Consider the following 12,399-nt stretch of genomic DNA (forward strand, 5'->3'; position numbering starts at 1 on the left):
CGGCGGGAGCCGGTGTCACCAGACCCGGACCGACCCCCCGCGGGCGAAGGCCGGGCTGGTGGCCTCCGGGGGCACGGCCGTCAACGGCTCCGCGATCTCCGAGACCAGCGGGCCGTGCTTGGCCGCGACCGCGTCCAGCAGGGCGAGGTCGAAGCCGTACACGCGGGCCGCGTTGCCGCCGGCCATCGCGGCGACCTCCTCGCGCGGGAGGCCCGCGTAGGCGATGCGGAGGCCTTCGCGGGAGAAGGGGGTGGTGCCCTCGTCGTGGGGGTAGTCGCTGCCCCACATGATCTTGTCGAGGCCGATCCGCTCCCGCAGCGGGACCTCGTGGGGGCGCATGAAGCTCGCTCCCACGAAGCAGTTGTCCCGCCAGACCTCGCTCGGCCCCCGGCCCATCGACTCCGCGAGGCCCGCCCCGAACTTGGACTCGGCCGTGGCCGATGCCGCGACCAGGCGGCCGTGGTAGTAGTCCAGCATCTCCAGCACCCCGGGGATCCACCCGGAGCCCTGCTCCGTCAGGACCAGCTTCAGCCCCGGGTGACGGTGGAAGGCCCCGCCGAAGACGAGGTGCCACAGGGCGCGGTGCGAGAACCAGGTCGTCTCCACCATGAAGACGGCCCGGGCCGCCGGTTCGTCGCCCAGCGGCGGCGAGGCCGAGCCGCCGTGGTGGTTGACCGGGACGTCCAGCTCGTCGCAGACCGCCCAGATGGGGTCGTAGGCGGCCGAGTACAGCTCGGGGACGGTGGAGCCGGGCGGGACGCCCGGGAGCAGGATGCCGCCCGTCAGGCCGGCCGCCCGGGCCCGGCGGATCTCGCCGACCGCCGCGTCCACGTCGTTCAGGAGGATCTGGGCGACCCCCGCCCGCCGCCCCGGCGCGTCCGCGCAGAAGTCCGCCAGCCAGCGGTTGTGGGCCTGGAGCCCCGCCCACCGCATCTCGTACTCGGCGGCCGTCGGGGGCTGGGCCATCAGGGAGGCCTTGGGGAAGAAGGGCGGGACGGTGTTGGGGAAGAGGACCTCGGCGACGATGCCGTCGGCCTCCAGTTCCGCAAGGCGCCGCGCGGAGTTCCAGTTGCGGTCGGCGGTGTCCGCGAGGAGGTCCTCGTACGGGTTCACGTACGTGGCGGCCCAGGCGTCGAAGTCCTCGTGGTGGCGTTTCTCCAGGTACGGCTTGTAGTCCAGCAGGTCGGCGCCCGCGTGGCAGTCCGCCGAGATCACCGTGTAGCGGTCCTCGGACGTCACGGGTTCACCCCCAGCACCGGGAAGTCGTTGTCGGTGAGCCAGTGGCGGCCCACCTCGCGGGAGCGGGCCCAGGAGGCCTCCACCGCCGCCTGGTCCGGGGACTGGCCCAGCTCCGCCGGGGTGGGGCCGATCCGGCGGGCGATCGGGGCCAGCTTCGCGGTGTCGAAGCCGAAGACCTCGGCCGCCGCGAGCCCGAGCATCCGGCGGGTCTCCGCGACCGGGATGTCGTGGAAGGTGTTCTTCAGCCAGGTCCGGGTGTTCGGCCAGGTGCCCTCGGGGTGCGGGAAGTCCGAGCCCCACAGGATGTTGTCCACGCCGATCTCGTACCGCTGCGCGAGCTCCCGGCGCTTGGTGTTCGTCGCACAGATGAAGACCTGGCGGTCCAGGTACTCGCTGGGCGGCCGCTTCAGCTCCTCGAACGGCGAGAGCTTCTTGCCGCCGTGCGCGCCGAGGTAGAGCCGGTCCATGAACCACAGCTGGTTCGGCAGCCACCAGCAGCCCGCCTCGGCGACGCCGAACTTCAGGCCGGGGTGGCGCTCGAACACCCCCGACCAGAGCAGGAACCACAGCGGGCGGGCCGGCCACCAGGTGACCTCGGAGACGAAGATGCCCAGGTGGTCGCCGTACTCGTGGCGCGGCGAGGACCCGGAGTGGGTGACGATCGGCATCTGCGTCTCGGCGGCCGCCGCCCATACGGGGTCGTAGCGGCGGTCGTGGTAGGGCGCCTTGTCCACCCACATCGCGGGGATCATCAGCGCGCCCAGCCCGGACGCCTTGGCCCGGTGGATCTCGGCGACGACCTTCTCCGGCTCGCCCGTGATGGGGAGCAGGGCGACTCCGCAGTGCCGCTCCGGGTGCTGCCCCACGAACTCCGCGAGCCAGCGGTTGTGCGCCTGCGCGCCCGCCATGCCGAGCTCGGGGTCCTGGTCACCGGAGAGGCCGAGGCCGACGCCGAAGGGGGCGGCGGTCTGGCTGTCGACGGCGTCCGCGTCGGGGAAGACGACCTCGGCGGCCACGCCGTCGCCGTCGAGTTCCTTCAGCCGCTGCCCGGTGTCCCAGCCGCCCTTGAGGCCTTCCTCGTGGTCGTGGAACCACTTCTCGGCGAAGGCCTCGTTCCGGACGCCGAGGCGGGTGGCCTCCGCCCGGCGGGCGTCGCGTTCGCCGAGGAACTCGTCGAACTGGGGGTGGAAGCGGGAATCCAGGTAGGGGCGGTACTGCTCGGTGGGCAGGCCGGCGTGGCAGTCGGAGGAGATGATCAGGTACGGGTCTTCGGTCCCGCCTTCGGTCCGGTCTTCGGTCCGGTCTTCGTTCCGGTCTTCGTTCGTACTCACCACAGACGCCCCTCAGTCGAGGATGAAGCTTTCCAGGTAGCCGGGGTTGGTCCGGTCGAGCATCGACTGCGACCGGGCGCGGATCTGCCGGTCGCTGTGCTCGCTCGCCGGGAGCATCCAGAAGCGGTCGGCGCGGATGCCGTCGACGACGTGCTCGGCGACCTCCTCGACCGGGGTGAATTCCACCTCGTGGCCGGCCTTCTTCATCGCCGCCTCGTACTGGTCGAGGCTGCGGTACGGGGCCTTGCGTGGCCGCTCTTTCGCGTACCGCTCGGGCCGGTTGCGGTGCGACTCCCAGAGCCCGGTGCGCAGCATGTGCGGTCCGGGGAAGAGGACGGAGGCCCCGACGGCGGCGCCCTCCGCCTTGAGGTGGGCGTAGAGCGACTCGGTCATGGTGACCACGGCCGCCTTGGTGACGGCGTACACGGACGCGGTGGGCAGCGGGGCGATGCCGCCGTCGCCGGAGGAGGTGTTGACGATGTGGCCGGGGCCGCCGGCGGCGATCATGCGGGGGGCGAAGGCCTGGATGCCGTGGAAGACCCCCCACACGTTGACGGAGAAGGCCCACTTCCAGTCGTTGGGCTCGTGCTCCCACATCCGGCCCTCGGCGCCGGAGCCGACGCCCGCGTTGTTGCAGAGCACGTGCACGGCGCCGAAGGCCTCGTACGCGGCGTCGGCCAGCGCGGTCACGGAGTCGCGGTCGCTGACGTCGACCGCCCTGGCGAGCACCTGGGCGCCGTCCGCGACGAGTTCGTCGGCGGCCTTGCGCAGGGCGCCCTCCTCGACGTCGGCGAGGACCACCTTCAGTCCCTCGGCGGCGAAGCGGCGGGCCATGGCGAGGCCGATGCCGCCGGCGGCTCCGGTGACCACGGCCACCTGCCCTGGTTCGAGCCGCATGTCAGACACTCCCTTCGGGCGGTCCGTCGAGGATCTGCATGGGGTCGTCGTAGCGCTGGTGGATGTACGGGAGCAGGGCCTGGGCACTGACCCGCTCGACGACCCGGCCCTTCTGGTCGGTGGTCTTCTCGCCGATGGTGATCTCCACGATCCGGCGGACGGGAAGGTCGGCGACCGGATCGAACATCGACTCCCGCAGCACGATGTCCCCGGTGACGTGCTCCAGCTTGCGGACCTTCTCGTTGCGCGTGCAGTGCACGAGCACCGGGTCCACGTCGAAGCCCGAACCGTCCACGGCGGGCAGGAACTTGAAGTAGAAGTCGGTCTTCTGGGTGGGCTCGGGCAGCGGCAGCGCGCGGTCCACCGCCCCGCGCACCTCGACGAAGGCGATCCCGTGCCGGGCGAGAGCGGCCCGTACGACGAGGCCGTCGCGCTCCACGGTGACCTCGCCCAGCTTCTTCGGCTCGCCGAAGACCTCGCGGCCGCCGGTCAGGGCGCGCTCCAGGGTCATCGGCATGACCAGGGGGTACCAGCCCTCGATCCCGCCGTGCTGGGCGGCGACGGCCACCGAGCCGGCGCCGAGCGGGTAACCGGGCAGGTCGACCTTGCTGATGTTGGCCCGTACCAGGGGCCGGTCGGCCGGTTTGAGCGGCGGCGGCAGGACCGCCGCGACCACGTCGGGGTCGCTCTCCCAGACGGCCACGACGCCGGTGGACCAGATGTCGGGGAGTTGGGAACTCTTCTCGCGCGACGCCGCGATCTCGGCCTCGGTCCGCGCTCCGTACCGTACGCGTGCCATGTCTCGCACCATCCCTCGGCTCGGGGGGAGTCGGTTCTGTAACACAGTTACACCGCCATCGATGAAGGGTAAAGACCCCTGCACGGACGAGAATTGACGATCCGACAGATTGGTGGAGACATCGTGGCCAGAACCACGCTCACCCGCGACGAGGTGCTGGACGCCGCCGCTTCCCTGGTCATGCAGCACGGTCCGGCCGCGCTCACCATGCGGGGGCTCGCCGCCGAGTTGGGCACCGCCGTGACGTCCATCTACTGGCACGTGGGCAACCGCGAGTCGCTGCTCGACGCCCTGGTCGAGCGGACCGTGGAGGAGATGGGGGCGATCCGGCCCACCGGCCGTACCCCGGCCGACCGGATCCTGGCGGTGGCCCGGATCCTGCGCCGCGAACTGCGCCGGCGCCCGCACCTGATCGCGATGGTCCACGAACGCGGGCTGACCGAGCGGATGTTCCTGCCCGCCCAGCAGGCACTCGTCCACGAGGTGCACGCCGCCGGGCTGCGGGGTGCCCGGGCGGCGGAGGCGGTGCGCGCCGTCCAGTTCCAGGTCGTCGGGTACCTCCTCGTCGAGCGCAATCGTGAGCGCTCCCCCGCCCAGTCCCCGGCCGAGAGCGAGCTCTGGGACCCGGCCGCGGCCCCCCACGACCCGGCGCTCGCCCGCGCCCTGGCCCGCCCGGCGGACCCGGACCGGCTGTTCCTGCTGTCCGTACGGGCCCTGGTGCACGCCCTGCTCGCGCCGGACGCGCCGGACTCGCCGGACGGCACGACCGGCACGACCGGCACGGCCCCGCCGCGATAAATCACTTGGCGCGCTCCCGGGCCCGTGGTTGTATCTGCGGCGCGGGGGCGGCTCCGCGACGTGCTTCCTTCTCACCTTCCTCCGAAAACCGCAGCGCGTCCCCTCTCCGCCCCCGCCCACTCTCCCTTTCCGGTTCCGGAGGGCTCCCCCCTTTGCCCGAGCTGTCGACCGTCCTGTTGCGCCGTCTGCACACCGTCTACGTCGACCAGGCCGGGCCGCGCCCGGGCGACCCGTCGACGACCGAGGGCCTGACGGCCCTGGAAGCCGAACTGCTCGACCGGGGCTACGCCCTGACGGGCCCGCTGCGTTCGGCGCTCGCCTGGCTGGGACCCACCGGACTCGCCGCCGCCGGCACGCAGCTGATCGGGGACATCGACATCCTGCTGGGCGCGGACCGCACCCACATGCCGCTGTTCCGCTCGTTCCCGGCCTCGGTGCCCGACGACACCCACGCGCTGTGGATCGACCGCGTCCTGACCCTGCTCCTGCAGTGGCCGGACCAGCCGTGCGTGCTGTGCGCGACCGTCGGCAGTGTCCACCCCGTCGCGCCGTGCGCCCATCTGGTCTGCCGGACCTGCTGGGACGGCGAGGACTACACCGGCTGCCCGATCTGCCACCGCCGCGTCGATGCCGACGATCCGTTCATCCTGCCGTTCCCGGACCCGGGGGAGGTTCCCTCCGGGGGCGGTCCGCTGCGGCTGCTGGCCTTCGGCACCGACCGCGCGGCCGACTCCGTCACCGCCCTCGGCAAGCTCCTCGCCCGCCGTACCCCGCTCTCGCCGCAGGACACCGAGGAGGCCCGGGTGCTCCTCGCCCACGTACCGGCCGGCCTGGGCTGGCTCCCGGACGTCATCCCGGTGCGGGAGACCAAGGCCCTGGTGCTGGGCACCCTGCTGCGCGAGCGCCGCACGCGGGAGACCGTACGGGCCCTGCTTCCCGAGCGGCTCACCACCGCCACCGACGTGCTGCGACTGCTCGCCGTGTGGTCCGGCGGAGAGGCCGGCCTCCTGGAACTCCCGCGCCTGCGCTCCCTGCCGCGCCCGCTGCGGCGCGAGCTGCTGGCCGTCCTGGACGGGCTCGATCCCGCACTGCTCGTCGAGGACGTACTGCGCCACGAGGACCTGTGGAAGCGGGCCGCCGAGATCCTGCACCCCTTCGAGCAGTACGCCCGCCACCCGCGCGCCGCCCTCGCCTTCGCCGTGCTGCGGGGCACCGACACCACCGGCACCGCCCTCGGCGCCGCGCTGCTCGCCACCGCGGCCGCGCACCCGCACGCGGTACGGATCGACGGCTCGCGCATCCGGGCGGCCACCTGGCTGGGCCGCGCCGAGGAGGCCCTGCGCGGCGGGGATCCGGACCGGGCCCTGGCCGTACTGGCCGAACGCCCCGGTGAACTCGTCCGGCGCCTGGACCACCTGCTGCGGCTGTACGCAGCCGACACCCTGGCGCCGCAGGTCGCCGAGGTACTGGCGCGGCGGCTGCCGAAGGCCGGGCCGGGGCCCGTGCTGTCCGCGCTCGGACGGCTGCGGATCCGCCATCTGCCCGGGACCCGGCGGGTGTTCTTCCCGCGCGGACAGGTCGCGCACTCCTTCACCGTGGATGACGACCGGGCCCCGCTGGCCGAGGCGGTGACCCGTTCGGTGTGCGAGCTGTTCGAGGCCGAGGTGCTGCGCCGGCTGGCCACGGCCGACCCGTACGACGTGGCGGTCCTCGACTCCCGCCTCGCCCACCTCCACGTCCCCTCCGCCGAGCGGGCGGCGGCCAAGGCGCTGGTCACCGTCCCCAAGGGCAGTTTCCAGGCGCTGCCGGACGGCGAGGTGCTGCGCATGTTCCTGCACTGGATGGAGCCGGCGCGCAAGCGCGTGGACCTGGACCTGTCGGTGGTGCTGTTCGACGCCGACTGGAACTACGCGGGCCTGTGCGACTACACGCACCTCGTCCACGGCGAGCGGGCCGTCGTCCACTCCGGCGACCTGGTCTCGGCGCCGGCGCCCCACGGGGCGAGCGAGTACGTGGACATCGACCTGGACGCCCTGGCCGACTCCGGTGTGCGCTTCGCCATGCCGGTCGTCTTCAGCTTCAACAACATCCCCTTCGAGCTGCTGCCCGATGCCTTCGCCGGGTTCATGGCCCTGCCCACCCGCTCCGGCCGTACCGCCCGCTACGACCCGCGGACCGTGCGCCAGCGCTACGACCTGGTCGGCAACTCCAGGATCCACGTGCCGCTCCTCGTCGACCTGGAGCGGCGCGGGTTCCTGTGGACCGACGTCCACCTGCCCGACGACGAGGGCTACCACAGCGTGTGGGCGCACCAGGAGGATCTGGCCCGGATCGGCCGCGACCTGTTCCAGTACTTCTCGACCGGCCGCACCACCCTGTGGGAGCTGGCCGGCTGGCACGCGGCCGCGCGCTGCCCCGAGGTGGCCGTGCTGCGCCGTACGCCCCGGCCGAGCGACCCCGACGAACTGTGGACCTACCGGCGGGGCTCCGGCGAGGACACCGCGGCCTTCGCCGCCCGGCTGGTCGGCCTGCGCGATCCGGACGGCGTGCTGGCCTCCGCGGACGTCGAGGCCCTCGCGGGCACCGCCGCTTCGGGACGGTCGGTGTTCCTCGCACTGGTGGACGGCGAGGTCGCGCCCGCCGGCGCGAGCGGCTCCGTATACCGGCTGCTGCCGGGGCCGGTTGACGGCTGCGGCCTCGAACAGCTCGCGGCGGGCGACCTGGTCGCCGCCCTGGGCTGACGGCCGGGAAGCGCCGACGCGGCCACGGGTGTCAGTCAGGGCCGATATCCTCTGTGACCATGCTCGACGACCGTACGACCGCAGAGACGATGTGGCCGACCGCGTACCCACAGGGGTACGCGGTCGTCGACGTGGAGACCACCGGGCTCGCTCGCGACGACCGGATAGTCTCCGCCGCCGTCTACCGGCTCGACGCCCAGGGCAATGTGGAGGACCACTGGTACACGCTGGTCAACCCGCGGCGGGACCCGGGACCGGTGTGGATCCACGGGCTGACGAGCGCGATGCTCGCCGACGCGCCGCTCTTCGAGGACATCGCCGAGGAGTTCGCCGGCCGGCTCGCGGACCGGGTACTGGTCGCGCACAACGCCATCTTCGACTGGCAGATGATCGCGCGGGAGTACGCGCGGGCCGCCGCGACCGCACCGGTCCGTCAGCGGCTGTGCACCATCGCCCTGTCGAAGGAACTGAACCTGCCGCTGCCCAACCACAAGCTGGAGTCGCTCGCCGCGCACTTCGGCGTGGTCCAGCAGCGCGCCCACCACGCGCTCGACGACGCCCGGGTGCTCGCGGAGGCGTTCCGTCCGTCGCTGCACGCGGCCGCGCAGGGCGGCGTACGGCTGCCCCTGCTGGAATGCCGGCCGCTGACGGAGTGGTCGGACTCCGCCGTCACGCCGCGGGTCGGGTACCAGGCCTCCTACCGTGGCAGCAGCTGGCGGCCCTCGCGCAAGCGGCCCGCGTGCCCGCACCCGAATCCGGGACGCTTCGAGGACGGCAAGCCGCTCAAGCAGGGCATGCGGATCGCCTTCTCCGGTGACACCTCGGTGGAGCGGGAGCTGCTGGAGGACCGTGCGGTCGAGGCGGGCCTGCACATCGCGACGAGTGTGTCGCGTCTCACCAGCCTCCTGGTGACCAACGACCCCGATTCGGCGACCTCCAAGACGGTCAAGGCGAAGAGCTTCGGCACGCCGGTCGTCGACGAGGCGGCCTTCACCCAGCTGCTGCGGGACGTGGCCCCGGCCGAGTCCTGAACCGGAGGGCCGTTGCGCCGGCCGGGTGCAGGCGCGGCGACTCACCCCGCTGGATCTTGTTCCGCTCCTTCCCCGTGCGCAGCATTCGGCCCATGGCACGTTGTGAGGTCTGCGGAAACGATTACGGCATGTCCTTCGAGGTGCACGCGCAGGGCGCCGTGCACGTCTTCGACTGCTTCTCCTGCGCCATCCACCGCATGGCGCCCGTCTGCGAGCACTGCCGGGTCTCGATCATCGGCCAGGGAGTCGAGGTCGCGGGCCAGTGGTTCTGCGGGGCGCACTGCGCCCGGGCGGAGGGGAAGGTGGGCATCGTCGACCGCGTCTGACTCCCCCGCGTCGCGACCCCGTCCCGACACCCCGTACCGGCACCCCGCCCCGGCCCCCGTCCCCACACCCCGTTCCGTACGCCATGACCCCGGACGGCCACCCGGCCGCCGGGGTCCTTCGCGCTGCGGGTACCGTCGTGGGCGTGTACCGCTTTGTGCTGACCCGGCAGTGGGTGTTCCTCACCCTGATGGCCCTCGCCCTCATCCCCGCGATGATCGAGCTGGGGTTCTGGCAGTACCACCGCCATGAGCACCGGGTCACGCAGAACCAGCTGATCGAGGCGAACCTGCGGGCGAAGCCGGTCCCCATGACCGAGATCACCTCCCCCGGGCACCGGGTCACCCGCGCGGACTTCTGGCGTTCGGTCACCGCGACCGGCACGTACGACACCGCGCATGAGGTCGTCGTCCGGATGCGCACCGACAACGACGACAAGGTCGGCTTCCACGTCCTGACCCCGCTGGTCCTCTCCGACGGCCGGGTGGTCCTGGTCAACCGGGGCTGGGTGCCGGGCGGCGACGACCCGCGCGCGTACCCGCCGGTGCCGGCCGCACCGACGGGCGAGGTCACGGTCACCGGCCGGCTGAAGGCCGACGAGACCAGCAGCGGTAGCGGCATCAAGGACCGCAAGGGCCTGCCGGACCGCCAGGTGATGCTGATCAACAGCGAGCAGCAGGCGGAGTACCTGGGCCGGACGGTCCTCGGCGGATACCTGGAGCTCACCGCTCCGGCCCCGGCGGACGGCAGCCCGGAGACCATCGCCGACCCCGACCACGACTCGATCGGCCCCCACATGGCGTACGCCGTCCAGTGGTGGCTGTTCGCCGGCGCGGTTCCGGTGGGCTGGGTGGTCCTCGTACGGCGGGAGAAGCGCGAGCGCGAGGAAGAGGCCGCCCGGGCCGAAGCCTCCCGGCAGGAGCCGGCGACGGCGTAGCGTGTCGGCATGGATCTTGGACTGAAAGACCGTGTCTACATCGTCACCGGGGCCACGCGCGGCCTCGGCCTCGCCTCCGCCCGGGAACTGGCCGCCGACGGCGCGAAGGTGCTCCTGACGGGCCGGGACGAGAAGCGGGCGGCCGACGCCGCCGCCGAGCTCGGACCGAACGCGGCCGGTGTGGCGGCCGACAACTCCGACCCGGAGGCGGCCGCGCGGCTCGTCGCCACCGCGCGGGAGCGCTTCGGCCGCCTCGACGGCATCCTCATCAGCGTGGGCGGCCCGGCGCCGGGCTTCGCGGCGGACAACACCGACGCGCAGTGGTCGGCGGCCTTCGAGTCGGTCTTCCTGGGCGCGGTCCGCCTCGCCCGGGCGGCGGCCGCCGAACTGGGCGAGGGCGGGGTCATCGGCTTCGTCCTGTCGGGCTCGGTCCACGAGCCGATCCCCGGCCTGACCATCTCCAACGGCCTGCGCCCGGGCCTCGCCGGCTTCGCGAAGTCCCTCTCGCTGGAGCTCGGCCCGCGCGGGATCCGGGTGGTCGGCCTGCTGCCGGCCCGCATCGACACCGACCGCGTGCGCGAGCTCGACGCGCTGTCCGGTGACGCGGAGGCCGCGCGAGCCGGCAACGAGTCCCGCATCCCGCTGCGCCGGTACGGCGCCCCGGAGGAGTTCGGCCGCACGGCGGCCTTCCTGCTCTCCCCGGCGGCGTCGTACCTGACGGGCATCATGCTCCCGGTCGACGGCGGCTCCCGGCACGGCTTCTGACCCACCGTGTCCCCGGTCCCGTTCCCGGAGTCCTACGTCACGCGCTGGGCCCGGTGAGACGTCACCTTGAGGCGGGCCTCCGCGGGCAGTTCCGGGAGGCCCGCCGAGGTCCGGGCGTGGGTGAGGACCGGACCGGCCACGGCGGCCAGGGCGTCGGCGGGGACCGCGTGGGGTTCCAGTTCCAGCGCGACCCGCAGCGCCGGCGATCCGCGCCGCCCGCGCAGTGCGACCCGGCAGCCGGCGACCCCGTCCAGGGCGCCGGCCTCCGCGGCCACCGCCTCCTCCAGCGCCCGCCCGCGCAGCATGGCGAACTCCCCGTCCCCGGTGTCCACCACCACCGCCTGCAGTCGCCGGCGCCTGAACTGGGACAGCAGCCACCACAGCGCCAGCAGCACGCCCACCGCGAGAGCGGCGAGCACCGCCCACCACCACCAGCCCTCGGCGTGCCAGTACCGGTTCCTGGTCTGCTCGCTCAGCAGCGGCGCCTGGCGGCCGTGCAGCGGCCACGCGCCCGTCAGCACCACGGTCCCGGCCGCCACCAGGACCGCTCCGGCCAGCGCCAGCAGGATCCGGTTCACCGTTCCGAGCATTCCGTCACCTCCTGACCCGTACGCGCGGCTTCGGCGGGTGTGCGAGGCCCAGTTCCTCGATGCCGACGGCGAGCACCTCGTCGAGGTCGGCCCGTACGTCGTCCAGCTCGCGGAAGTGCGACGTGGCCCGCACCCCGACGTGGGACCGGCCCACCTTGACCCGGACGGACCGCACTCCGGACACCTCCATGGCCCGGTCCCGCAGGATCTGCGCGGCGTCCTTGCGGCCGAGCCCGGCCCGGACGCCCGCCCGCCGGTCCGGGGTCCGCATCGGCAGGATTCCGCGCAGCCCGGGGGCCAGTGCCAGCAGCAGGAGCACCGCCCCGGCCAGGACCAGGGCTCCTGCGATCAGCTGCACCCCCAGGTCCGCGGGGGTGCGTGCCGCCAGCTGGTCGGCGAGGTCGCGGCGCCAGCTCATCCCGGGCCGGTCGGCCCGCAGGGCGGCCAGGTCGTACAGGAACAGGACCGCCACCCCGAGCACGACCAGGGCGGTGAGCGCGGCGGGCACCCGCCGGGCGGAGCGGAACCGGCGGGCCCAGGCCGGGGCCGGGGCCGGGCCGGATCCCGAGCCGGGGGCCGTCACCGCAGCCGCCGGTCCCGCCCGGCGGCGGTCCGGGTGTGGGTGGAGTGCAGGTGCTCGATGTCGACGTCCACCTCGGGTACGGACATCGACGCGCACTCCTCGATCCGCAGTGCGACCTGCCGGCGTACGGCGGCGCACTGGGCGGCCAGGTCGGAGGGGTAGTCCAGCTCCAGGCTGACCCGGACCCGGGCGATGTCGTGGTGCACGGTGACGGTGGCGTGCGGGGGCGTGCCCGGGGTGGTGGCGAGCGCCTCCCGGGCGGCCTGGGCGGCGATCTTCGCGACGACCCGGTCGGCGATCCGGGTGAAGCCGCGCTCGGCGGCGGCCACCCGGGGCGGGGCGGAGCGCGGCGGGCTGCTCATCG

The 12,399-nt window shown here is 73.4% G+C and carries 13 protein-coding genes; 6 read left to right on the plus strand and 7 right to left on the minus strand.

All coding sequences use genetic code 11. The features are described 5' to 3' along the window. Positions 1-15 precede the first annotated feature (15 nt). The 4 genes from ACZ4YL_RS15450 to ACZ4YL_RS15465 form a co-directional block, all read right to left on the minus strand. Positions 16-1,239: an amidohydrolase family protein gene (locus ACZ4YL_RS15450; RefSeq protein WP_468116846.1), complete on the minus strand. Its 1,224-nt coding sequence runs from the start codon at positions 1,237-1,239 to the stop codon at positions 16-18. Then, on the minus strand, positions 1,236-2,498 hold the full coding sequence (locus tag ACZ4YL_RS15455; protein ID WP_468117256.1) for an amidohydrolase family protein: 1,263 nt from the start codon (positions 2,496-2,498) through the stop codon (positions 1,236-1,238). Before ACZ4YL_RS15455 ends, ACZ4YL_RS15450 begins: the two co-directional genes overlap by 4 nt. A gap of 84 nt (positions 2,499-2,582) precedes the next feature. Next, positions 2,583-3,467, minus strand: coding sequence for an SDR family NAD(P)-dependent oxidoreductase (locus ACZ4YL_RS15460; protein ID WP_468116847.1), 885 nt, complete (start codon positions 3,465-3,467; stop codon positions 2,583-2,585). 1 nt (position 3,468) lies between these two features. Further along, positions 3,469-4,266 carry an acetoacetate decarboxylase family protein gene (locus tag ACZ4YL_RS15465; protein ID WP_468116848.1) on the minus strand — a complete coding sequence of 266 codons (798 nt, stop codon included), beginning with the start codon at positions 4,264-4,266 and terminating at the stop codon, positions 3,469-3,471. A 123-nt stretch (positions 4,267-4,389) separates the two neighbouring features. Here ACZ4YL_RS15465 and ACZ4YL_RS15470 point away from each other — a divergent pair, with 123 nt between their 5' ends. From ACZ4YL_RS15470 to ACZ4YL_RS15495, 6 genes are all read left to right on the plus strand, one after another. Beyond that, positions 4,390-5,064, plus strand: coding sequence for a TetR/AcrR family transcriptional regulator (locus ACZ4YL_RS15470; RefSeq protein WP_468116850.1), 675 nt, complete (start codon positions 4,390-4,392; stop codon positions 5,062-5,064). Between the two features lie 152 nt (positions 5,065-5,216). Beyond that, entirely contained in the window at positions 5,217-7,805 is a 2,589-nt protein-coding gene (locus ACZ4YL_RS15475; RefSeq protein WP_468116851.1) for an MXAN_6230/SCO0854 family RING domain-containing protein, read from the plus strand. A 53-nt stretch (positions 7,806-7,858) separates the two neighbouring features. Continuing rightward, the gene (locus ACZ4YL_RS15480) at positions 7,859-8,836 is read left to right on the plus strand and encodes a DEDDh family exonuclease (protein ID WP_468116853.1); all 978 of its coding nucleotides are present in this window, start codon (positions 7,859-7,861) and stop codon (positions 8,834-8,836) included. Positions 8,837-8,928: 92 nt separating this feature from the next. Beyond that, complete coding sequence (locus ACZ4YL_RS15485; protein ID WP_030009585.1) at positions 8,929-9,162, plus strand: hypothetical protein; 234 nt, start codon at positions 8,929-8,931, stop codon at positions 9,160-9,162. Between the two features lie 143 nt (positions 9,163-9,305). Further along, entirely contained in the window at positions 9,306-10,097 is a 792-nt protein-coding gene (locus tag ACZ4YL_RS15490; protein ID WP_468116855.1) for an SURF1 family cytochrome oxidase biogenesis protein, read from the plus strand. 9 nt (positions 10,098-10,106) lie between these two features. Further along, the gene (locus ACZ4YL_RS15495; RefSeq protein WP_373042993.1) at positions 10,107-10,862 is read left to right on the plus strand and encodes an SDR family oxidoreductase; all 756 of its coding nucleotides are present in this window, start codon (positions 10,107-10,109) and stop codon (positions 10,860-10,862) included. A gap of 32 nt (positions 10,863-10,894) precedes the next feature. On the opposite strand, the gene amaP is transcribed toward ACZ4YL_RS15495, so the two are convergent. From amaP to ACZ4YL_RS15510, 3 genes are read right to left on the minus strand one after another with little or no spacing between them, the layout of a single operon-like run. Then, positions 10,895-11,452: an alkaline shock response membrane anchor protein AmaP gene (gene amaP, locus ACZ4YL_RS15500; protein ID WP_468116857.1), complete on the minus strand. Its 558-nt coding sequence runs from the start codon at positions 11,450-11,452 to the stop codon at positions 10,895-10,897. Positions 11,453-11,456: 4 nt separating this feature from the next. Further along, positions 11,457-12,035, minus strand: coding sequence for a DUF6286 domain-containing protein (locus ACZ4YL_RS15505; protein WP_468116859.1), 579 nt, complete (start codon positions 12,033-12,035; stop codon positions 11,457-11,459). Then, the gene (locus ACZ4YL_RS15510) at positions 12,032-12,397 is read right to left on the minus strand and encodes a hypothetical protein (protein ID WP_389113358.1); all 366 of its coding nucleotides are present in this window, start codon (positions 12,395-12,397) and stop codon (positions 12,032-12,034) included. Before ACZ4YL_RS15510 ends, ACZ4YL_RS15505 begins: the two co-directional genes overlap by 4 nt. Positions 12,398-12,399 lie beyond the last annotated feature (2 nt).

It is taken from the genome of Streptomyces sp. NPDC030021, from assembly GCF_055574035.1.